The 21,274-nt window shown below is 54.9% G+C and carries 19 protein-coding genes; 4 read left to right on the top strand and 15 right to left on the bottom strand.

Translation table 11 applies throughout. The features are described 5' to 3' along the window. Positions 1-45 precede the first annotated feature (45 nt). Genes B2A78_RS12715 through B2A78_RS12730 form a run of 4 tightly spaced genes read right to left on the bottom strand, consistent with a single transcriptional unit; the run spans position 46 to position 6,465 of the window. Positions 46-2,673, bottom strand: coding sequence for an MMPL family transporter (locus tag B2A78_RS12715; RefSeq protein ID WP_077730373.1), 2,628 nt, complete (start codon positions 2,671-2,673; stop codon positions 46-48). A gap of 20 nt (positions 2,674-2,693) precedes the next feature. After that, complete coding sequence (locus B2A78_RS12720) at positions 2,694-3,419, bottom strand: hypothetical protein (protein WP_077730374.1); 726 nt, start codon at positions 3,417-3,419, stop codon at positions 2,694-2,696. Next, on the bottom strand, positions 3,416-5,383 hold the full coding sequence (gene shc / locus B2A78_RS12725) for a squalene--hopene cyclase (RefSeq protein WP_077730375.1): 1,968 nt from the start codon (positions 5,381-5,383) through the stop codon (positions 3,416-3,418). Before shc ends, B2A78_RS12720 begins: the two co-directional genes overlap by 4 nt. Before the next feature lie 32 nt (positions 5,384-5,415). Further along, positions 5,416-6,465 carry a phytoene/squalene synthase family protein gene (locus B2A78_RS12730; RefSeq protein WP_077730413.1) on the bottom strand — a complete coding sequence of 350 codons (1,050 nt, stop codon included), beginning with the start codon at positions 6,463-6,465 and terminating at the stop codon, positions 5,416-5,418. Between the two features lie 427 nt (positions 6,466-6,892). Here B2A78_RS12730 and hpnH point away from each other — a divergent pair, with 427 nt between their 5' ends. Continuing rightward, a complete protein-coding gene (hpnH, locus tag B2A78_RS12735) occupies positions 6,893-7,999 on the top strand; it encodes an adenosyl-hopene transferase HpnH (protein ID WP_077730376.1) in 1,107 nt (368 codons plus the stop codon). Between the two features lie 148 nt (positions 8,000-8,147). Here the strand turns inward: hpnH and B2A78_RS12740 are convergent, their stop codons facing one another. Together B2A78_RS12740 and B2A78_RS12745 are read right to left on the bottom strand one after the other, a co-directional pair. After that, positions 8,148-8,594: an isoprenylcysteine carboxylmethyltransferase family protein gene (locus B2A78_RS12740; RefSeq protein ID WP_077730377.1), complete on the bottom strand. Its 447-nt coding sequence runs from the start codon at positions 8,592-8,594 to the stop codon at positions 8,148-8,150. Positions 8,595-8,711: 117 nt separating this feature from the next. After that, positions 8,712-9,446, bottom strand: coding sequence for a 4'-phosphopantetheinyl transferase superfamily protein (locus tag B2A78_RS12745; protein WP_077730378.1), 735 nt, complete (start codon positions 9,444-9,446; stop codon positions 8,712-8,714). A 313-nt stretch (positions 9,447-9,759) separates the two neighbouring features. Here B2A78_RS12745 and fabG point away from each other — a divergent pair, with 313 nt between their 5' ends. The 3 genes from fabG to B2A78_RS12760 are packed head-to-tail and all read left to right on the top strand — an operon-like array spanning position 9,760 to position 12,583. Continuing rightward, positions 9,760-10,479, top strand: a complete 720-nt coding sequence (gene fabG, locus B2A78_RS12750; RefSeq protein WP_077730379.1) for a 3-oxoacyl-ACP reductase FabG — start codon at positions 9,760-9,762, stop codon at positions 10,477-10,479. Further along, on the top strand, positions 10,476-11,258 hold the full coding sequence (locus tag B2A78_RS12755) for a glycosyltransferase family 2 protein (RefSeq protein ID WP_077730380.1): 783 nt from the start codon (positions 10,476-10,478) through the stop codon (positions 11,256-11,258). The genes fabG and B2A78_RS12755 overlap by 4 nt, the downstream gene beginning before the upstream one ends. A 29-nt stretch (positions 11,259-11,287) precedes the next feature. After that, complete coding sequence (locus B2A78_RS12760; protein WP_077730414.1) at positions 11,288-12,583, top strand: cation:proton antiporter; 1,296 nt, start codon at positions 11,288-11,290, stop codon at positions 12,581-12,583. A gap of 16 nt (positions 12,584-12,599) precedes the next feature. On the opposite strand, the gene B2A78_RS12765 is transcribed toward B2A78_RS12760, so the two are convergent. The 9 genes from B2A78_RS12765 to galE all read right to left on the bottom strand — a co-directional run bounded on the left by B2A78_RS12765 (position 12,600) and on the right by galE (position 21,234). Then, on the bottom strand, positions 12,600-13,241 hold the full coding sequence (locus tag B2A78_RS12765; RefSeq protein ID WP_077730381.1) for an MOSC domain-containing protein: 642 nt from the start codon (positions 13,239-13,241) through the stop codon (positions 12,600-12,602). A 37-nt stretch (positions 13,242-13,278) separates the two neighbouring features. Next, positions 13,279-13,845 carry a ribonuclease HII gene (gene rnhB / locus B2A78_RS12770; protein ID WP_077730382.1) on the bottom strand — a complete coding sequence of 189 codons (567 nt, stop codon included), beginning with the start codon at positions 13,843-13,845 and terminating at the stop codon, positions 13,279-13,281. Between the two features lie 35 nt (positions 13,846-13,880). Next, positions 13,881-14,651 (bottom strand): acyl-ACP--UDP-N-acetylglucosamine O-acyltransferase, encoded by a 771-nt coding sequence (gene lpxA, locus B2A78_RS12775; protein WP_077730383.1) that lies wholly within the window; start codon positions 14,649-14,651, stop codon positions 13,881-13,883. Continuing rightward, the gene (fabZ, locus tag B2A78_RS12780; protein WP_077730384.1) at positions 14,648-15,088 is read right to left on the bottom strand and encodes a 3-hydroxyacyl-ACP dehydratase FabZ; all 441 of its coding nucleotides are present in this window, start codon (positions 15,086-15,088) and stop codon (positions 14,648-14,650) included. The genes lpxA and fabZ overlap by 4 nt, the downstream gene beginning before the upstream one ends. Before the next feature lie 48 nt (positions 15,089-15,136). Beyond that, positions 15,137-15,646 (bottom strand): OmpH family outer membrane protein, encoded by a 510-nt coding sequence (locus B2A78_RS12785; RefSeq protein WP_077730385.1) that lies wholly within the window; start codon positions 15,644-15,646, stop codon positions 15,137-15,139. Positions 15,647-15,816: 170 nt separating this feature from the next. After that, positions 15,817-18,117 (bottom strand): outer membrane protein assembly factor BamA, encoded by a 2,301-nt coding sequence (gene bamA / locus B2A78_RS12790; protein WP_077730386.1) that lies wholly within the window; start codon positions 18,115-18,117, stop codon positions 15,817-15,819. Positions 18,118-18,283: 166 nt separating this feature from the next. After that, positions 18,284-19,012: a phosphate signaling complex protein PhoU gene (phoU, locus tag B2A78_RS12795; protein WP_077730387.1), complete on the bottom strand. Its 729-nt coding sequence runs from the start codon at positions 19,010-19,012 to the stop codon at positions 18,284-18,286. A gap of 130 nt (positions 19,013-19,142) precedes the next feature. Continuing rightward, complete coding sequence (rlmM, locus tag B2A78_RS12800) at positions 19,143-20,222, bottom strand: 23S rRNA (cytidine(2498)-2'-O)-methyltransferase RlmM (protein WP_240502512.1); 1,080 nt, start codon at positions 20,220-20,222, stop codon at positions 19,143-19,145. A gap of 13 nt (positions 20,223-20,235) precedes the next feature. Next, positions 20,236-21,234: a UDP-glucose 4-epimerase GalE gene (gene galE, locus B2A78_RS12805; protein WP_077730388.1), complete on the bottom strand. Its 999-nt coding sequence runs from the start codon at positions 21,232-21,234 to the stop codon at positions 20,236-20,238. Positions 21,235-21,274 lie beyond the last annotated feature (40 nt).

The following is a 21,274-nucleotide window of genomic DNA, read 5'->3' on the forward strand; positions in this document are numbered from 1 at the left end:
TCGGGAATTATCTAGGGCTAAAAAGACGCTCGAATTTTACACGGATCAACGCCGGTGGGAGACTCTCAGCGTACTGAAGGCGGGCAGCACGACCAACGCGCAGATCAGGGTGAGCATGAGGCCGATGGTCAGGATCATTCCCATGCTGGCGGTGCCTTGATGAGCGGTAAAGGCTAGGCTGCCGAAGCTGAATACGGTCGTCAGCGAGCCGTAGAATATCCCTTGTGCTTCGCTGGTACTGAGCAGGTTTTCATCGTTCGAATGCAGATAGTGTAGACGGTGCGCCATGTGAATGCCGTTGTCGACTCCCAGGCCGAAAAGCAAGGGCAGGGCGATGATATTGGCGAAGTTGAACGGGATATCGAACAGCACCGTCGAGGCGGCGGTAAATAGGGACGCCAGCAGCAGCGGCAGCAGGACCAACAACGTGTCCTTCAGATTTCGTACGATCAGCAGCAACAGGATCGTGGTGGCGACGAAGGCAATGCCGAACGCTTGCTGAAAGGCGTTGATGGCCTCGTTCATGGATTCGAGATAAGCGACCGGCACGTCGGTTACATTCTTGTCGACTTTTTGCGCCTCAAGGATGAATTCGCGCAAGTTCTCGAGATCGTTCAAGTCTTTATTCGGGAAGATTTGTAGACGGTACAGTCCGTCGGCGCTGACCCAGCGATTTTTCAGGTCGGGAGGTAAGGTCCCCATGGAAATCGGATGGGCCTGAAGGCTTTCGCGAAGATTGGCGATGGTAGCCGGAAGCGGGCCTAAAATGCTGTCCTGAAGCCGGCCGAGCATCGCTTGACGCGTGCTTTCGTCGGCGGTTTCCAGGCGGGCGTGCAACTGCGTCAGAGCTTCGTCCAAGGCTTTGATTACGCCGTTTTCACCTGCCGCAGCACGGTCCCGCAACACCTGATGAAAATTCTCGATGACCTGGGGATCGACTTTCTCTCGCGTGGACGGGGGGAAGCTCTCGAGTTGAGGACCCATGATGAGCGACAAATCGCTGATAATCGCGAGCTTATCGTCCTGATTCTCCGGAATGAAGTCGAAAATGCTGACAACCTTGTCGACTGTTGGCAAGGACTCGAATGCGGCTTTCTTGGCTTTGACCTCGGCTTCGCTCCGTGCCAGGGAAGCCAATGTCATGGGGGAGGTGTCTTCGAATTGCAGCAGATATTTAAAGGTCTTGACCGATTCCGTATTGGGATCGCGCAGGTTGATCGGATTGAAGTCCACGGTGACGTCACAGAGGAGACCCACGGAGATCAAGCCAAGAACAACCGTGGCCGTGCGAATCGATGGCGCATAGCGGATCGGCCAGTTCGAGGACAGGAACGAGGCGCCTTTCTTTTCCTTGCGCCGACGTGGCGGCCTCAAGGGCATGATCTTCAACAGCGCCGGCAGTATGGTGAAGGTCGTCGCCAGAGCGATGAACATGCTGGTGCCGGCGATAATACCGAGTTCCGCGACTCCGGAGTAGTTGGTGGGGATGAAGGCATAGAGGCCGGTTGCCGCGGTGATGGAGCAGAGAACGAGCGAGGAGCCGGTGGATGTCAAGGTTTCCCGCAACGCTTCCCGTTGGGAGACGCCGCGCAGGACCAATTCCCGGTAACGCAGACAGAAATGGGAGGAATACGCATCGCCCATGCCGATGAACAAGACTGCGAAGCCGATGGAGATCAGATTGAGCTGGCCGATGGCGACGGTAGCGAAACCGAGCGAAAAAATCAGCCCCATGGTCAACGCGACGAAAGTGGCGAACATCAGCTTGAAGGATCGGTAAGCGACCCACAAGGTGGCGGACACGAGAATAAGGGATGCGACGCTGGCAATCGAAACCCCGGTTCCGACGGTCTGCATTTCCTCGTGCTCCAGCACCACCTCGCCGGTTTTGCGGACGCTGACATCGGCAAGATCGCCCTGCAGTACTTCTGCCAAAACTTTATCGATAGCCCCGATTGCTTTTTCGGCGGGCAGCAATTCCTCGAAATTGAGGACCGGCGTGATATTAATAAACCGCTTGGTGACCCCGAGCCCCTCATCTCGGGTGAGCATCAATTGCTGCCACGACAGCCGGTAAGGCTTGCCTTCGCTCGTTGCAACGACCGCCTCGCGAATTTTCTCTAGCAAAGGATTCAGTTCGATTTCGAAGCCTTCTTCCGAAGCCTTCAAGGCCTCGCCCAAGATATCGAGGAGACCGCCGAGACTGTTGTTTTCGGAAATCCGGCCGATAAAAGGTTGGGCATTTGCGAGTTGGGCGGACAAATCCTCCAATTCTTCTAAATCCAAATATAACAAGCCGTTCCTAGCGAAAAATTCTCCCTCGTCCGGAATATGGACCGACTTGATTTCGGTCCTATTTTGTCTGAGTTTCTCGCCGATCAGTTTGACGGCGTCGGCGGTTTCCTCCGGCGTTTTTCCCTCGACCAGGAGAATGATGGTACTGACATCCTGAGGGAATGCTTTTTCCAGCTTGATGCGGTTTTTCTGGAATGGCAGCTCCGTCGAAATCATGTCCGCCGTGTTCGTGTCGAACTTCAGGTTCTCCATGGTGTACTGGAGCGTAAAGCCGGAGGCGATCAGGAACAGCAATGTGACTAACCACGGCCGGTTGAGGAAGTTTTCTTCCCACCAGTGGACGACACGAATAAAAAGGTTCTCGGCGGTTCTGCTCATCGACGTTTTAGTTGCGAGAATTAACGGTCGGCGGACGGCGTAAGAGAGATGTCGGTTCTCAAAAGATGCGCCGTTCGGCGAAGTGTATTTGCGGCTGCGTAAAAAGCCTTCCCCAGTCGGGCCAAGGCAACGAATTCGGCAGGATGAGCCAAGGCATATCTCAGGAGCTTCGGAATGTTGACGTCGCCGCGTTCATCTACGGCGACGGCCACGGAGTTGGGAAGGTTCATGCATGCCGGATCGGCGATGGCTCTAACTGCTAGAAAAGGTACGCCCCGGGTGTTTGCGACCGAGGCTACGGAGGCGCTTTCCATATCGAGTGCAACTGCGCCTTTGCTGGCATGAAGTTCTCGTTTTTCCGCCGCGTTCGCGACGACCTTGGGGCTTCCCAGCAGAAGGCCCGTCGTGACCGGCAGCATCGGGGCTAAGGCTTGCCGAACCCGGTCGTGCCATTCGGGGCAGACCGCATGCTCGATGCCGTCCGGGCTTAAGATTCGATCGGGCAATACCAGATCGCCTGCATTCATGGAACCGTCGAGGGCCGCCGCACAGCCCCAGCTGATTAAGGCATCGACCTTGTGTTCGAGAAGTCGGAATGCGGCACTGCGCGCATGATTCGGACCGGAGCCGGAGACGGCCAACCGATGACCGTCCGGCAGTTCCAGCAGGTCGTCAAAGCAGACGCGCTGCCGGACGAGGGTACGAGCCTCGGCCGGCAGCGCAATCACAAACCCAAGGGACTTCACGCCGTGCCGTAGCGCTCGTTACGATAACGCGCCAACGCCCACAGCGGGAAAAATTTGTCGTAGCCGTGGTATTTGAGATAAAAGACCCGCGGGAAGCCCGGCGCGGTGAAGCATTCGTCCTTCCAGAAACCATCGGCGTTTTGCGTTCTGACGAGGTAATCTATGCCGGCCTCGACTTCGGGCGAATCGGTATCGCCTGCCGCCATCAGCGCGAGCAAGGCCAATCCGGTCTGAAAGGCCGTGCTGGTGTGAAAACGGCCCCGCCGTTCCGGGCTGGCGTCGTGATAGGTCAAGTTGTCCTCGCCCCAGCCGCCGTCCGGGCGTTGTACGCTCTTCAGCCAAGCGATGGCTTTCTGTATGCTCGGGTCGGTCTTGGGGATGCCTGCCGCCTCGAAGCCTACGAGTACCGACCAGGTGCCGTAGATGTAATTGGTGCCCCAGCGACCGAACCATGAGCCATCGACTTCCTGTTCTTTTCTCAGATATTCGATCGTACGATCCAGCGCCGGTTTAAGATCCGGGCGTTGTTCCAGCATCTTGCCCAAAAACATCGCGCAGCGTCCGCTGACGTCGGCGGTGGGCGGATCGAGCAGGGCGCCGTGATCCGCGAACGGAATGTGATTCAGGTAATAATGCGTGTTGTTCGCATCGAACGCACCAAATCCGCCGTTGTCGGATTGCATGCCGGCAATCCAGTTGGTGGCGCGGCGAATGTTCTCGTCGAACTCGTGGTTTTCGGCCTGAGCCAAGGCTTGGGCGACTACGGCGCTGTCATCCACGTCGGGGTAATAAGTGTTTTCGAACTGGAAAGCCCATCCGCCGCCTTCCAAATTCGGCCGGTTGATACGCCAGTCACCCGGCTCGTCGGTCAACTGCTTGCTCGCCAGCCAGCGTAGCCCGCGAGTTAGTGCGTCGTCGATCTCGGGATCCTTCTCGAACCTGTTGACTTCCTGCAGTGCCAGGCTGGATAGCCCGGTGTCCCAAATCGGCGATACGCACGGCTGGCAATAAGCGCTGTTTTCGCCGACGACAAGCAGGCGTTCGATGGCCTCCTTGGCTATGCGGCGATGCTCGTTTTCCGGTGGAAAACCCAAGTAGTCCATGGCTTCATAAGCGTTGACCATGGCGGGGAAGATGGCGCCCAAACCGTCTACCCCGTTCAATCGTGCCATGAACCAATCGCGTGCTTTCTCGGTGGCTTTTCGCCGCATCGCTTTTGGGATGAGCGGCTCCATCAGGCGGCCGATGCGTTCCAGCGCCAGAATACTCTTGCCGAGCGGCGTCTTTACGTGGCTGAAATATCCTTTTTCCTTTTCCGGATCGACAGTAAAGAGTTCGCGAATGCCGATCTTTCTTGGGTTGCGCGCTTTAACCTTGTAGCTGCACAGGATGAACAAGGGAACCATCACTGTGCGCGACCAATAGGAGACCTTGTCCAAGTGGAACGGAAACCAGCGCGGCAGCAGCATGATTTCTACCGGAATGAACGGCACGGCGCGCCACGGCACTTGCTCGAACATAGCCAGCATGATGCGGGTGAAGACGTTGGAGCGTGCCGCGCCGCCTTGGGCCAGAATCCATTCTCTGGCTTTCTTCATATGCGGAGCGTCGATGTCGTCGCCGGCCAGTTTCAGTGCGTAATAGGCTTTGACAGTACAGCTGATATCGCCAGGACCTCCGAAGAACAGCGGATAGCTGCCGTCTGCCTGCTGATTGGCGCGCAGATAGTTGGCGATCTTGGCCTGTAATGCTGCGTCGATTTCGTCCATGTAGTGCATCATCAAGATGTACTCGGATGGAATCGTGCAGTCCGCTTCGAGCTCGAACACCCAGTAGCCGGACTGGTGCTGCAATCCGAGCAACTCCTTTTTGGCGCGACGGATAGCGTTATCCAAGGGCGATTCGTTATAAGGCTGGAGGAAAGCCGTATCGAGAGCGGAAAGTGCAGTCGCTTCTTTCAACATGAGCAAGGAATCCCCTGTTTGTGGTTGGCTTCTCACGTGTCGGTATGGTGACCGAGGGCCGGGAGCTGACGGCTGCTACGTTGCAAGCCGGATCCTGCAAGGAAAAATGCGGTATTGAGCAGGATATCGCTCGAACGCAGCAGACGACTTGTCAGAACGGTCGCTTTCACTGCCCGGCGTGTAATCTTGACTTGCGATGAGTCGCTGAAATAAAGGTTTTTGTTGATTTTGCGCAGGGTCAGCACTGCCATCCCCAGCGCCCACAGACAGAACTCGCGAAGACCGGTCTCGCGCGAGGGTATATACAAGGTATAGGCAAGCGCATTCTTCAGATGTCCGTGTGCAATTCCAATCAGATGCTTGAATCCCTCGCAGAACTTGGGGTCGTTATGGCCCGGTTTAAGCTTGCGTAAATCGAATCCGCACTGGCCAAAAATATCGCGTGGCAGCCAACAAACGCCGCGGGCATGGTCATCCCAAAGGTCCTTGAGGATGTTGGTCATTTGCAGACCTTGCCCGAACGACACCGCGAGCTTCATCATCTCGTCGCGATGGGCGGCGATCTCGGGGGAGTAGTGACAGAAAAGCTTGGTCAGCATTTCCCCGACCACGCCGGCCACGTAATAACAGTAGTTACTCATTTCCTCCATGTTTGCGAGACCGTATCGCAGGTCTCGGTCCTGGAATTCTGCCATGCCATTCGCCATGATTTCGACGCAGGAGGCCAATGCTTCCCGTTGCGGCGGATCGAAGCTGTGAGTAATGGCGATGACCCGGGGAATCAAGTGGATAAGTTCGTGCTCGGCCGGACTGGTGACTGTCGAAAGGCGAGGGCCGAGTTCGTCTCGAAGCAATTCGGCGGCCTCGTTGCCTTGGACCACGCGCACGAATTGCTGACAGAACTTGCGCTTTTCCGTGGATGAAAGTGCCGTCTCATCTTCGATGGTGTCGACAATGCGACATAACAAGTAAGCATTCGAGACCGGCTTGGCTAAGACCGGCGGCAATTGCGGGATAGTAAGCGCAAAGGTGCGGGAGACACCTTCCAGTAGGTGAGACTGCAACGCGTCGTCGTCGCTCATCACGCTTGGATCCGAGGAAAAGCTTCCGCTCGTGCGGACGAGTGTTGCTCCGTTCAAGTTCTGAAATTCCAACCAGTTTCTAGATGCGATGTTCCGGCCAGTTCGTCTTGAGATAAGGCAGCAACGGTTCGCTGGGAAAGCAGCAAATTCTAGCCGGATTGCCCCGATCGTCAAGATGTGTTGTATTTTAACGAAATTTAGTTGAGGAAAATACAACTACAAGCTAGGATGTTGCATTAGAATTAATGCCTGGACCAACCCGAATTAACCTGCTTATCAACATGACAGGTGGTCTGATGAATTCCAAAGTGCATTGGTCAGGAATTTAGTTATGGTTTATAGTCTGCGGCGCTGTGCTCGTTGTGGTGGAAACACGAATACAGGCTAATTTTAAGTGAATCGAACTTGTTAAATCGGGGGAAGGTGAATGAGCGTTCCAATAAGGCAACAACTCAGCGTAGCTAAGTATCTTCTACAACAAAAATTAAATGGAAACAAACGTTATCCGTTAGTGTTGATGCTCGAACCTCTGTTCCGCTGCAATTTGGCGTGCGCCGGTTGCGGTAAGATCGATTATCCCGATGATATCCTGAATCGTCGGCTGAGCATCGATGAGTGTTTGGCAGCTGTTGACGAATGCGGCGCGCCCATCGTTTCCATCGCCGGCGGCGAGCCTCTGTTGCATAAGGAGTTGCCGCAGATCATCGAAGGCATCATTCAGCGTAAGAAATACGTCTATCTCTGTACGAACGCGCTGCTTCTCAAGAAACGAATCGACGATTACAAACCCTCCCCCTACCTTACTTTCTCGATACACTTGGACGGCAATCGCGAACGCCACGATGCTTCAGTCTGCCAGAACGGCGTGTTCGATCGGGCTACCGAAGCCGTGGAAATGGCCATTGCGCGCGGGTTCCGCGTCACCATCAACTGTACTTTGTTTCAAGGCGAGAACGCCGAAGAAATTGCCGGATTCCTCGACTACTGCAAGAAACTCGGAGTCGAAGGCACGACCATCGCGCCGGGCTTCAGCTACGAGCATGCGCCGTTGCAGGATATCTTCATCAAGATGCGCGACAGTAAGGAATTGTTCCGCAAGGTTTTCAAACTAGGCCGCGGCCGCAAGTGGAAGCTGAACCATTCGAGCCTGTATCTGGATTTTTTGGCGGGCAACCAAGCCTACAACTGTACTCCTTGGGGTAACCCCACCCGCAATGTATTCGGCTGGCAGAAGCCTTGTTATTTGTTGGTCGACGAGGGTTACGCTCCATCTTTCAAGGCATTGATGGAAGAGACGCCCTGGCATAAATACGGCAACTCCAAGAATCCGAAATGCGCCAATTGCATGGCCCATTGCGGATACGAGGCGAGCGCCGTGGAAGATGCCGTCAGAAATCCCTTGAAAGCGGCGTGGGTTGCTCTATTCGGGCCGCGTAGCGATGGACCGATGGCGCCCGAGCCGGTGCCGGAGTACGATGTGGAAACGGTTGGCGCCAAAGCGCGGCCGGCCATCCGCATCCAAGCCATCGACTGATTTCTCTTACATAGGCCGGCGGCACAGGTTTGAGCCAAAGTGCCGCCGGCCTTTTTCTATTTCTTCTTCTTTAGATTTGTTTATCTATCCTGACTCATTCCTGCGAGGCAGTTTTTGCCGCGGGCGCAGAACGCCGCCTTCCCTTTGCTTACAGCCAGCGCGGTACTCGGCGTTGGTATTCCAGATAGTTCTCCGCGAAGAGGCCGGCTAACTTGGTTTCTTCGTAAGGAATAAAGTGCCGGTCGATCACGAAATAGAAGCCTATCGGAGCGATAAACATCGATAGCGAGCCGACAAAAAAGGCGAGTCCGGTTAAGGCCGTTAGTATCCCTAGATACATGGGGTTACGGGTCCAGCAATAAGGGCCATCTTTGGCGAGCGCCGTAGGATCGTCGGTGGGGATGAATGTGGTTCGGATAAGGCGGAATTGAAACAGCGCCGAAGCGCTAGTGACGATGCCTACGGCGATAAGTATGATTCCCAGGCTGGGTATGCTGAAGGACGGGAATCCGGAGGTTATCGGGACTAAGCCGAAACCTAGACCGACAAGAGCCAAGGCGATGACGGGAGGCGGAAAACGAAGGATCTGCTGCATAATCGAAATGCCTCACAAGATTGACGGGTAGGCGGATGATACGTTAGGCCTCGACTTACTGAAAAGCCTATCCGTGATTCAAGGTTTTCTGTCATCGAAGAGCCGGGGCCGCGCGCCTCAGCGCGGGAATGGGTCGAGCTCGTTTAATCGCCAATGGATGTCCGTTGCCCGTGCGCAGAGCGCGGCGCTGATATTTTCGCCGAGATCTAAACTTCGAAGGGACCACTCATCGGGATTACCGCACGATTCCGGAATCGTTTCCCAGCGTGGAACTTCGCCGGAAGCGAGGACGCACTGGGTAAGTCCGAGTCCCAAGCCCCGGCCTACCGCTTTGATAAACGCTTCCTTACACGTCCAAACATCGAAAAATGCGGCCAACCGGTGAGAGGGGGGCAGCGAACACCAGCGGTTGCGTTCGGAAGGAGCAAAACAGCGCTCAACCAGACCTTCTATGTGGGTAAGCGGACGCCTGATTTCAAGATCCACCCCAAGTGGCATGTCCACGCCCACGGCAACGAGGGCCTGGTCTCCCGAGTGGGAAAGATTGAATACTAGCCCTCGGTCGGGTTCTGTCCCTGCGAGACGGGGTTTGCCGTGTTGGTTGCGTTCGAACTGGACGGTATGCGGTGCAATGCCTAAATAGCAAGACAGCAAGCATCGCAATGCCCCTTGCGTGGCAATGAAGCGCTGCTTATGAATATCGGAGCGGAACTGCGAACAGCGATCACGTTCGGCTGGAGCGAGCGCCTTCCAAAACGCATCACGATTAACGGGCATAACGCCGAGATTCAGGTGCCAAACGTGGATTTCTTTGCCTTTAGGATGCGCGATGGCATCGATTCGGGAATTCATTATGTGCAAGTTGGTCGGGTAAAGCCGCGTTACGGAGTAACCAGCGGCTGGAGTCCATCTATAACCGTTTCGAACTTGATTTTCGCGTATTGGAGTTCGCTTTCTTCGAACGGTCCGGGATTCGGGATGGCTTTCACGGCCGGCAAAACTTAAAATTCGCTCCTCATTGCGAACTCGTCGGCTCGTTTTTTAGATGTCAGCCGTACGATTGGAATTCCGAAATCTTAACGTAAAGCATAGATTAAGAAAAAATGAGCCTATACCGGACTGAATTTCGGTTGGGCCGTGCTTTTGGACTGAGGCGGCTTGATCGATGAGAAGAGCACTCATTACCGGCGGTAGCGGCGCCATCGGCGCGGCGGTTGCTCGACAATTGGCCGCTGACGGTCTGCATGTGGTGGTGCACGGTTTTGGAAATCGCGACGGAGCGTGCCGCGTGGTCGAAGACATCATGGCGCAAGGCGGATCGGCAGAAGCCGTTTTCTTTGACGTTGCCGATGACGAATCGGCTAAACGGGCTTTGGAGACGCTCTTGGAGGCCGGCCCTATCCAGGTCTTGGTGAATAATGCCGGCATCCATGACGACGCGCCGCTGGCGGGTATGCGCAGGGAGCAGTGGAGGAACGTTCTCGAGGTTTCATTGACCGGTTTCTACAATGTCACCCAGCCCTTGCTGCTGCCTATGATCCGAACTCGGTGGGGGCGCATTATAAGCGTCTCGTCGGTAGCTGCACTCATGGGGAACCGGGGGCAGGCCAATTACGCAGCCGCGAAAGCGGGATTGATAGGTGCCTGCAAGTCGTTGGCTCTGGAAGTTGCATCTCGCGGAATCTCGGTGAACGTGGTTGCGCCGGGAATTATCGAAAGTCCGATGATTTCAGAAGCCTTCAATCCCGAATTGATCCAGCAACTGGTGCCCATGAAGCGCGCCGGAACGCCAGAGGAGGTGGCGCATCTGGTCGGCTTTTTGGCCTCGGACAAGGCGTCCTATATTACGGGGCAGGTGTTCTCCGTCAATGGCGGCATGGCATGAATCCGGATCGGACCGGCGGCAGAAACGCGGCATATGCCCTGGTGATTCCGGCGTTCAATGAGGCGGCGACCATCCGGGAGGTCGTGGGCGCAGCGCTTCGGTACGTGCCGCGCATCATCGTCGTGGACGACGGCTCGACCGACGGGACTTCCTCGACACTGGACGGGCTCGATATCGAATTGCTCCGGAACGAAACGAATCAGGGCAAAGCGGCTAGTCTTTGGCGTGGCTTACAGCACGCATTGCGAGATGAAAGCATCCTTGCCGTAATGACGATGGACGGCGACGGTCAACATGATCCGGCTGAAATTCCCAGGCTGCTTTCGGCGGCGCATCGGTTCCCGCACCATATCGTGATCGGATCCAGGCTGTGGAATAGGGCAGCCATACCGTCGGCACGCTACCGCGCCAACCGTTTCGCCAATTTTTGGATCGCTTGGGCTTCCGGGCAACCGATAGAGGATAGCCAATCGGGGTTTCGGATTTATCCCGCCGATTTGATCCGCTCGGTGAAATTGTCCTGTACTCGAGAAAGGAGTTTTGTATTTGAGAGCGAAATTCTGATCGAGGGGGCTCGCATGGGGTTTTATGCCATGCCGGTGCGGGTCAGTACCGTTTATCGCGCTAATGCGCGTCCCAGCCATTTCCGCCCGGTGACGGATATCCTCAGAATTACGCGCATGGTGGCGTGGAAGCTGATCACGAAAGGACTTTATTTAAAGGGACTTTGGCGCAGCTTGACCATGCGCCCGATAAGCTGCGAGCAGTGTGGCTCGTAGCGGATTTTACGGAAGCGGAATATCGGATAATGGCGATCGATTCGGTTCAGGGTGGTGTTCAGACGACCGAGCAGGTGCTCTTTTTTACCCTGGTACAGGTCGCAATCATCATTATTGCGGCGCGCGTGGCGGGCTATTTGGCCAGGCGGGTCGGCCAGCCTCGGGCCGTGGGCGAGATCGTCGCCGGGCTCTTGCTCGGTCCTTCGCTATTCGGCGTGCTCGCGCCGGAAACGTTCCAGCTGATATTTCGGACTGCCGACACGACGCCTATCAGCATTATGAGTCAGATCGGACTGATTATGTTGATGTTTCAAGTCGGTCTGGAATTCGATTTCTCACAGCTCAAATCGCGACAAAACCAGCGGGCGGTCGGCCTAATCAGCGTGATGGGAATTGCGGCGCCATTCACGCTCGGACTGGTATTCGGCTATGGGTCCGCTCCCCATCTCGCCTCCGGAATTTCGGCGTCGGCGTACGCCTTATTCATGGCCACTGCGTTTTCGATTACGGCGGTGCCTATTTTGGGGCGCATCATGATGGAGTTCGATCTGACGCGCACGCGGATCGGGGTAATCACCATCTCGTCGGCTGCCGTCAATGACGCGGTCGGGTGGACTTTGCTGGCGTTCATATCCGCTGCGGTGACCGCGCATTTTTCCATTATCGGCATGTTGGCGCAGGTCGGCTCGCTTCTGCTTTACGTCATTGTGTGCTGGTCTGTGGTGCGGCAAGCTCTGCGGTTCATCGTACGTCGTTTCGAATTCAATCATCAGGCGTTGCCGCAAGACCTGATGGCGATTCTCCTGGTTATTGTGTTCACTTCGGCCATGTTGACCAGCAAGCTCGGAATTTTTGCCATCTTCGGCGGATTCATGATGGGCGTGCTGTTGCATGATCAGCATGAACTCGTGGAGGCATGGAAGCATAAGGTCGCGGATTTGGTGACGGTGTTTTTCCTGCCGATCTTCTTTACGTATACCGGCCTGCGTACCGATGTGGGAGGATTGGAAACCGCTGAGCTCTGGTTTTGGTGCGCAGCGCTGGTTTTTCTAGCGGTTTTGGGTAAATTCGGCGGCTGTTACGTCGCGGCTCGGATTTCCGGCTTGAAGAGACCGGAGGCGCGGAACATCGCCATCATGATGAATACGAGGGCGCTGATGGAGCTTGTCGTCATAAATTTAGGATTCGAGCTCGGCGTGATTCCTCCTCAGGTCTTCACCATGCTGGTGCTCATGGCGATCGCCAGTACGATCATGACGGCGCCGGGGCTCCGTGCATGGCTGCCGTCCATCGGGCACGCGATCCCGGCGGGGCGGGATGCGTGAGCCGTGAGCCGGTTTTTTATGGCCGCGAGCGGCGCTTCTCCAAACTTTCCCGCCAGGACTGCGACAGCGCCTCGACCCGGAGGGCTTTCTCGATAATCTCTTGTTGGCGCGGTCCTTTTACGATAGCGAGCATCGCATCCTTGATATTCAATCGCTCCTCATCCTCCTGGAGGCGAACAATCGTGTCGCCGGAACGCACCTCGCCCTCCTCAAGTACTCGAAAATAAAATCCGGTTCGGCCCGAGCTGAGAAAAACATTTACAAACGAGGGATCGCCCATTTTGATCCCCAGTTTGAAACAAGGGACGCGCGGTTGGGTGACTTGAACCACAATCTTGCCGATTCGAAAGACGTCGCCGATGTGTACGGATTCATCGGGCATTCCGCTGACAGTGAAGTTTTCGCCGAACTGCCCGAAAGGCAGGGGCGGCTTCTCCAATTCCCGTTCCCAAAAGCGGTAGTTTTCTACGGTGTAAACATATATCGCTTTGTCCTTGCCGCCATGGTTCTTGAGATCGACTTGTACATCGCCCTCTAGCCCGAAGGCGCCGGCTTTGACCGGGCCCTTCGTGGGCTCTTTGTAAATGCCAGTGAAAATCCGGCGGCCGTCATGTTCGACCTGTTTCGGCTCGGCTAGGCTGATTGCCAAGAGTTCCATCGGCACCTCGTTGAAAGTTGGACTGATGCTAATCCGATCACGGGACGCTCGCTCGCCTTACCGGTCCGAAAGATCGTCTATGGCTCGGACTCGGTCCCAATTCGCGTAAGCGCGAGATATGGATCGCCGTGGGATAGCCTTTGTGGACGGCGAAGTCGTAGCCGGGATGCAGGTTGTCGAGAATTTGCATTTCCCGGTCCCGAAACACTTTGGCCAGTATCGATGCGGCAGAAATCGCCGGCACGGTGGCGTCTCCACCGATAATGGCTTCGCCCGGACAAGGGAATGCCGGATATTGGTTGCCGTCCACCATAGCCCAATCCGGTTTTATCGGTAGAGCGTCAAAGGCCCGGCGCATCGCCAAGAGCGACGCCTGGAGAATGTTGATTCGATCGATCTCGCTTGCTTCGGCTCGGCCTACTGCCCAAGCGAAAGCTTTGGTCCTGATGGCTGCGGCCAGATCTTGGCGGCGTTGCGGCGTCAGCTTTTTGGAATCGGCCAGCCCCGAGATGTGAAAACGATCTTCGATGATCACCACCGCCGCCACTACCGGTCCGGCGATACATCCGCGGCCCACTTCGTCGCAACCGGCAATCAGTGCCATGGCATTCGATTCCGAACGAGCCTATCCGCCGTCTATCAGCGGATGATGCTCCGGCCGGTTTGCTTGAGGAAGTCCACCATTTTTTGAATCTCGGGCGTTTCGGCTGTCATCTCGTCGAGTTGCTGGATCGCCTCGTCGAGTTTTAGCCGGGATTTGTACACGGTCTTATAGGCTTTGCGAATCTGCCGAATCGATTCGGGATTAAAACCTTGTCTCTCCAGTCCCACCGTATTGATCCCGTGGGGTTTCGTGGGGCAGCCACCAACCATGACATAAGGCAGAATGTCGCGCGTAATGACGCTGCCCATGGCGGAAAAGCTGTGTTGCCCGATCTTGCAAAATTGGTGTACCAGCGAAAAGCCACCCAATATGGCGTAATCGTCCACGCGGACATGGCCCGCGAGCGAAGCGGCATTGGCCATGATGACATGGCTGCCTATGACGCAGTCATGAGCGACATGGGTGTATGCCATCAGCAAATTGTCATCACCGATACGGGTAATTCCTTGATCTTGAACAGTGCCGCGATGAATCGTGACGTACTCGCGAATGACGTTGCGATCGCCGATATCGAGGTAGGTGACTTCACCATGATACTTTTTGTCTTGTGGGTCTTCCCCCACGGAAGCGAACTGAAAGATCCGGTTATGTTTTCCGATACGGGTCGGCCCTTTGATAACCGCATGAGGACCAATTTCGGTGCCGGAGTCGATTCGGACATCGGGTCCGATGATCGCGTAGGCTCCTACACGGACGTCGTTCGCTAGCTCACAGGAAGGATCGATAATAGCTGTGGGATGAATCAAGACTCCTGCTCCGCCGCCGCACACATGATTTCCGCACTGGCTACGAATTCCCCGTCGACCTCGGCACGGCAGGAAAACGCCCAGATATTCCGCTTGTGACGCAGATAAGTCGCTTCCAGCATCAGACGGTCGCCTGGAACGACCGGGCGCTTAAAACGAACCTTGTCCAGGCCGACAAGGTAGTAAACCATCCCTTTTCCCAAGACATCCGGTGCGGTTTCCGATGCAAGCAGACCCGTCGTCTGAGCTAGCGCCTCGATAATCAAAACCCCGGGCATGATGGGCAGTTCCGGGAAATGTCCAGTAAAAAAAGGTTCGTTATAGGTCACATTCTTGAAAGCCAAGAGCCGCTTGCCGGGATCTACCTCAAGAACCCTGTCCACGAGAAGAAAAGGATATCGATGAGGTAGATACTCTTTTATTTTTTGAATATCCAAAGGCGCTTTTCCTTTTTCGGGTATGGATGAGATTACAGCTCAGCCGAATTAATTTTTATAGCTATCTCTGAGTTTTTTCTCGACCTTGCTGGTCACGTCAACCGTTTCGCTGGCAAATACCACCCCATCCGTCAAAAGGAGGTCAAAGCTCTCGTCCTTGGCCAGGGATTGAATGGCTTCGAAGATCTCTTTCTGCAATTGGGTCAATTCTTCGTTACGGCGGAGATTAAAATCTTCTCGAAACTCGTCTTGCAAGCGCTTGGCTTCGCGCTTACGGCTGATGATTTCTTTATCCATTTTTTGCCGTTCGGAATCGCTCATTATCGCGGCATCCTTGGCGAGTTTTTCTTCCATCGATTTGATCGCTTTCTGCTCGGTAACCAGTTTCTTGTCGCGCGGTGCAAATTCCCGTTCCAGCTCTTTCTTGGCTTTTTCCGCCTGCGGTGCCTTTTCCAATAACCGAGCGACATTGACAAATCCAATTTTGAGTTCGGCGGCCTCAAGGCTCATGCTCGCCAATAAGCCAAGCAGTGCAAAACCAATGCTTTTCTTTAACATGTTCTAAGTCTCACTTCGAAAATTCGGTTAATGGAAAGGTTATTGATGGAAGAAATATTGAAGCTTAATAGTCTTGGAATTGAAATTCGCCGAGTTGTCTCTCACGGATTATACAAGAACTGTTCAGCGCCCAGCGACTCTCGACATCGTCTTGTGCCGTGGCGGGATCGTCAGAATCCGGAGCCGAACGAGAACTGAAAGTTTTGAACATCGTCTCTGCCACTAGCGTTTATAGGTTGCGCGATACTGAAACCCAAAGCGCCGAAAGGTGACAGCCACTTGGCCGAAAGTCCCGCGGAGTAGCGGATTTCACCTAAATCATAGGTACCGTCAAAAACATTGCCGGCATCGATGAATGTCCCCAGACGGAGGTTCTTGCTGTCTTGCATGAAGGGCACCGGGAAGAAGAGTTCGGCGGTGCCGACCAATTTGCTCGATCCCCCGAAAGGGAGGTTGCCGCCGAGCCCCTGGTTGTTGGGCTTGGTGAGCGGACCCAGTGTATTGGGTCGAAAGCCCCGGACAGACTGGGGACCTCCCGCGAAATAATGTTCGAAAAACGGCAGGCTTCCGGTATCGCCGTAACCATCGCCATAAGCGATTTCACCCTCCAGCATGAAGGTCAGATCCTTCGCGATCGGGAAATAGTGCTGAAGCTTATAGCTGGCTTTATAGTAATTCAGGTCGCTGATAGGCACCGATGCCAGTATTGAAAGGCGCTGGGATCCACCCTTCGTCGGAAAGATGGCTCGGTTCAGGGTGTCGTGAACCCAGCCGGCCGCCATCGTCAAGGTGTTGTACTTGTCGCCGTTTTCTTCGATAAAGTCGAGAATCTCCTGCGACGATCTGGATGCGGCATCGAGCTTCGTGTGTTCAAGATCCAGGTTGAAGCGCAGACTGTCGAATTCGTTCAGCGGAATACCGAGGTTGGCCCCCGCGGAGGCGACGTCGGTGTTGTAACGAGCAAGGTACATTCGCGACGCATCGGTGTTTCTGTAGCTGAGATCGAAACCGCTGCTGATGCCGTCCAGGGTCATGTACGGATTGAAATAACCGAGTCGATAAATCGTATTGACGCTGCTGTTGTTGAATGTGAAATTGATCCTTTTGCCGGTGCCGAAGACATTGTCCTGAGTAATGTTGGCATTAAAAATGATGCCTTGCGCCTGGGAAAAGCCGACGCCCGCCATCAGGTTACCGGACGGTTTTTCCACGACATTGTAATTGACGTCTATCTGGTCGGTGGTTCCGGCGACGGCCGGCGTTTCGACGTTGACCTCCTGGAAATAGCCCAGCCGCTCCAGTCGGGTTTTGGATCGCTCGATCTTGCTGGTGGAAGCCCAAGCCGCCTCCATTTGGCGCATTTCGCGCCGCAGTACTTCGTCCCGTGTCTTGGTGTTGCCGTGAAAATTGACGCGGCGAACATAAACCTGTTTGCCGGGATCGACGAAGAAGGTAATCGAAACGGTTTTTTGCGCCTCATTGATGTCGGGCACCATGTTGACGTTCGCAAATATATACCCTTCATCGCCCAAGCGATCGGATATTGCCTTGGAGGTTTCCGTAGCCAGCTTGCGCGAGAAGGTATCGCTCGGGCCGATCTTGACCAGCGGTGTCAACTCTTCGGGCGGAACGATCAGTTTGCCTGTCAGTTTGACTTCGTTGACCGAGTAGACCTCGCCCTCTTTGACATTGATCGTAATATAGATTTCTTTCTTGTCGGGCGTAATGGAAACTTGGGTGGACTCGATTTCGAAGTTGATGTAGCCCCTGTCCAAATAATACGATCGCAAACGCTCCAGGTCGGCGGAGAGTTTTTGCTTCGAGTATTGGTCGTTCTTGGTGTAGAACGAAAGCAGGTTCGGCGTGCTGAGCTCGAATTGTTCCAGGAGCTCTTCATCGTCAAAGGTATTGTTGCCGACGATATTGATCTGTTTGATCTTGGCGACCTTACCTTCGGAAATCTTGATGTTGACCGAGACTCGGTTGCGCGGAAGGTCGGTCACAACCGAATCGATTTTCAGCCCGTATTTTCCGCGGCTGTAATACTGTCGGCGGAGTTCCTGTTCGACTTTATCGAGGATTTGGCGATCGAATACTTTTCCTTCGGAAAGTCCTACGCCTTTTAAGGCTTTTGTGAGGTCTTCCGTGCTGATGTCCTTGTTGCCTTCGATCTTCACATTCGCGATGGAAGGACGCTCGTCGACGACGACGACCAAGACGTTTCCGTCCTGTTCCAGTCGAACATCCCTGAAGAAGCCCGTCTTGAACAAGGCTTTGATGGATTCCGCCGACTGCCGCTGGTCGAAAAGGTCGCCGACTTTGACCGGGAGGTAATTGAACACAGTACCGGCTGAAACTCTCTGCAACCCCTCGACACGTATGTCTTCGATCACGAACGGTTCGAGCCCCCAGGCAGAGAAGGAACAGAAAATCCCTAACAACAGCAATTTCGCTAGTTTGTAGCGGTTCATGGATTAGGGGAGTTGGGATCGCAGGGGATGGTTGGTATAAGTAGCTCGGAAAATCTAATGGATATGGCCCATTACACGCTTGCGATCAAATCCATGACGATCCTGGCGAGTTCAATCTTCGCTGATGGAAGGGAATCCAAAATCCTTGAAGTCCAAGGCGATGACATCAGGCTTCCCGCAAGTCTTTCTCCACCTGCTCGATACTGATGTGCCGGATATTCTTGCCTTTGGCATAGTAAATAACGTATTCGCAAATGTTACAGGAGCGGTCACCAATGCGCTCCAGCGACCGGGCCGACCACATGATATCGAGCGACACCGGAATGGCTCGGGGATCTTCCATCATATACGTGATCTGCTGGCGCATGATGCTTTCGTATTCCCGATCCACCATCCTGTCTTCCTGAACGACGCGCAAGGCCTCATCGACGTCCATGCGCGCGAAAGAGTCCAACGCCTCTCGAAGCAATCCGCGCACATGTTTCGCCAGTTGCTCGACCTCGGTCAACTGGTTCTTCTTCGGATAATGGCTGGCAAGATCGATAGACAGGCGGGCGATGCGCTTGGCTTCGTCCCCGATCCGCTCGAGGTCGGTAATGGTTTTGATGACCGCTACCACTAACCGCAAGTCGCGGGCGGTGGGTTGGCGTAGGGCGATGATTTGAGTGCATTCCTCATCAATCGAAACTTCCAGGGAATTAACCTTGTAGTCGTCGGTGATGACACGTTCGGCCAGCTCTACATCGTTATTCACGAGTGCGGTTACGGCCGACTCGACTTGTTCCTCGACCAGCCCGCCCAGGGTGAGCACCCGATTGCGGATGTCCAGCAGCTCGTGGTCATACTGCTTGGAAATATGCTGATGCAAGTTGTCGGTATCGAAGAAATTGGTCATCGTGCTGGGTGATCGGGGTTATCGACGGCGGAGATGTCTCCGCCCCGCATTCTATCAACTCATTCCGGCGCATGAAAGCTCGTGCGCCACGGTCTGCCATCCCTAAGCGCCAAATGGGAAAATCCAGTTTTCATCGGATATGCCGCGAAATGTAGCCAGTAATTTCGGCCCGATCATGGTAGAGCTGCTTGAACGCGAGAGAATAATCGTTAAGTGTTCTTCCTAATCGTGCTTCGATGATTTCGCGACAGCGCTTGACCTCTTCGTAACGCTTATTCATCGGCAGCTTCAGGTTGAATATGGCTCTTCGGCATAAGCCCAGAGCAGTCCACTCGCCGATCAGGGCAGCGATTCTGGCAGGCTGTTCCACCACGTCGCAAACCAGCCAGTCTACCGGCTTGGGAGGACGATAACGAAATGCGTCCATCCGCAGGTGTTCCACCAGACCGGTGTCCAGCAAGGCGGGTTCGAGTTTTCCGTTATCGACCGCGGTGACTTTGATATGGTGCTTGACCAACTGAAAAGTCCAGCCGCCCGGTGCTGCACCGAGGTCGACCGCCGTCATGCCGGGGCTAAGGCTCTCTTTCGGATCGTCGAGAAAAGTCAGAAAGGCTTCTTCCAGCTTGAGCGTGGATCGGCTTGGTGCACCGCGGGGAAATTTCAGGCGGGGAATGCCCATTAACCAGGGACAAGAGTTGCCGGGTATCGAAATACCGACATAGGCGGCGATAGAGCTAAGAAAAAAGAGGTGCAGGCGGGGATCTGATGGGCTGCCGAGCAATCCGCTGTCTTTAAATGCGCGATCGAAGGGTGCTGCGAATTTGCGCAAGAAGACCGCGAGCGATTTTGCTCCGTTGGTGTCCGCGGTTTCGAGGAATGCCTCTGAAAACCGGTCTCCCAAGTGCCGGGCCGCTTGCAGCAAGGGCTGCGTGCGGTCGGCGACGGGAAGCTCGGTAAAGGGACCCAACGCAAAAACCAGTTGCCGTGCAAAGATTAGATCTTTGAGCCGAAGACCTCTGTCGTGTAGCGAAACGGCTTCGGTGGCATGCGGTATGAATGCCACGAAGCCGCTGTCGGGCTTCGCCTTTACATAGCCGGATACCCCGAGTTCGCCGGTTCGCTCCAAAATTTCGGCGGCGCATTCCTTTTCAAATCCGCCGCGGCAATAGAGTAGAACGGAGCGGGGAATATCGGTGTTTAGGGTATTCAAGCCCAAGTTGCTTCTAATTGCCCCAAGGATGTTCGATAAGTTTCTTTTCCCAGTCCAGGGACGTCTTTACGATGAACGGCAGGTCGTCGTAGCGCGGTGTCCAGTCGAGCAATTCCCGGATCTTTCCGACCGCCGCCACCAACTGAGGCGGATCCCCGGGACGCCTTGGCATTTCCTCCACCGTGATCGGCTTTCCGTTTACTCGATTCACCGCGTTGATGACCGCTCGGACACTATAGCCGTGTCCGTAGCCGCAATTCAGCGTGGCCGAGTCGCCGCCGTTGCGCAAATAGGTCAAGGCTTGAATATGAGCGTCGGCGAGATCGCTGACGTGAATGTAATCCCGCACACCGGTGCCGTCCTCGGTCGGGTAGTCGGTACCGAAAACGCATAATTTTTCCCGCTTGCCGACGGCTACTTCCGCCGCGACCTTGATCAGCAAGGTCGCTTTGCGGGTCGATTGGCCGATCCTGCCTTCCGGATCGGAACCGGCCACGTTGAAATACCGCAGGATGACATGTTTCAGGTCCGTTGCCGCCGAGAGGTCCCGAAGCATCCACTCGCTCATCAGCTTCGATGCGCCGTAGGGATTGATCGGTGCGGTCGGCGACGACTCGGATGCGTAGGGTTCGTTAGGAATGCCGTATACGGCGGCGGTCGAAGAGAAAATGAAATGTTTAACGCCGGCATCGCGGGCACATTCCAGTAGATTGCGCGTCTTGCAGGTATTGTTGCCGTAATATTTCAGCGGATCGGATACGGACTCCGGAACGATGGTGTGGGCGGCGAAGTGAAGTACCGAATCGACCTCGTAGTCGCGCAAAATTCGCGATACCAAGTTCGTGTCGCCCGTATCGCCCTCGACGAAATCTCCATACAGCACGGCTTCCTTAAAGCCGGTGGAGAGATTGTCGAGCACCACCAGGCGTTCCCCCATTTCACCCAATTGCTTGACCAAATGGCTGCCGATATAACCGGCACCGCCCGTGACTAAAACGCCTTTTCTTTCCATATCGTGCTCCTCGTTGGTGGATTGGTGGGGTTTGTGATCA

This window comes from Methylocaldum sp. 14B, from assembly GCF_002005105.1.
In the GTDB taxonomy this organism is placed as follows: Bacteria; Pseudomonadota; Gammaproteobacteria; order Methylococcales; family Methylococcaceae; genus Methylocaldum.

What these genes read in the sequence shown, in the direction of transcription:
- B2A78_RS12715 (WP_077730373.1), bottom strand. Translation starts at nt 2,673, where the DNA reads ATGAGCAGAACCGCCGAGAACCTTTTTATTCGTGTCGTCCACTGGTGG.
- shc (WP_077730375.1), bottom strand. Translation starts at nt 5,383, where the DNA reads ATGTTGAAAGAAGCGACTGCACTTTCCGCTCTCGATACGGCTTTCCTC.
- B2A78_RS12730 (WP_077730413.1), bottom strand. Translation starts at nt 6,465, where the DNA reads ATGAGCGACGACGACGCGTTGCAGTCTCACCTACTGGAAGGTGTCTCC.
- hpnH (WP_077730376.1), top strand. Translation starts at nt 6,893, where the DNA reads ATGAGCGTTCCAATAAGGCAACAACTCAGCGTAGCTAAGTATCTTCTA.
- B2A78_RS12740 (WP_077730377.1), bottom strand. Translation starts at nt 8,594, where the DNA reads ATGCAGCAGATCCTTCGTTTTCCGCCTCCCGTCATCGCCTTGGCTCTT.
- B2A78_RS12745 (WP_077730378.1), bottom strand. Translation starts at nt 9,446, where the DNA reads ATGAATTCCCGAATCGATGCCATCGCGCATCCTAAAGGCAAAGAAATC.
- fabG (WP_077730379.1), top strand. Translation starts at nt 9,760, where the DNA reads ATGAGAAGAGCACTCATTACCGGCGGTAGCGGCGCCATCGGCGCGGCG.
- B2A78_RS12755 (WP_077730380.1), top strand. Translation starts at nt 10,476, where the DNA reads ATGAATCCGGATCGGACCGGCGGCAGAAACGCGGCATATGCCCTGGTG.
- B2A78_RS12760 (WP_077730414.1), top strand. Translation starts at nt 11,288, where the DNA reads ATGGCGATCGATTCGGTTCAGGGTGGTGTTCAGACGACCGAGCAGGTG.
- B2A78_RS12765 (WP_077730381.1), bottom strand. Translation starts at nt 13,241, where the DNA reads ATGGAACTCTTGGCAATCAGCCTAGCCGAGCCGAAACAGGTCGAACAT.
- rnhB (WP_077730382.1), bottom strand. Translation starts at nt 13,845, where the DNA reads ATGGCACTGATTGCCGGTTGCGACGAAGTGGGCCGCGGATGTATCGCC.
- B2A78_RS12785 (WP_077730385.1), bottom strand. Translation starts at nt 15,646, where the DNA reads ATGTTAAAGAAAAGCATTGGTTTTGCACTGCTTGGCTTATTGGCGAGC.
- bamA (WP_077730386.1), bottom strand. Translation starts at nt 18,117, where the DNA reads ATGAACCGCTACAAACTAGCGAAATTGCTGTTGTTAGGGATTTTCTGT.
- phoU (WP_077730387.1), bottom strand. Translation starts at nt 19,012, where the DNA reads ATGACCAATTTCTTCGATACCGACAACTTGCATCAGCATATTTCCAAG.
- galE (WP_077730388.1), bottom strand. Translation starts at nt 21,234, where the DNA reads ATGGAAAGAAAAGGCGTTTTAGTCACGGGCGGTGCCGGTTATATCGGC.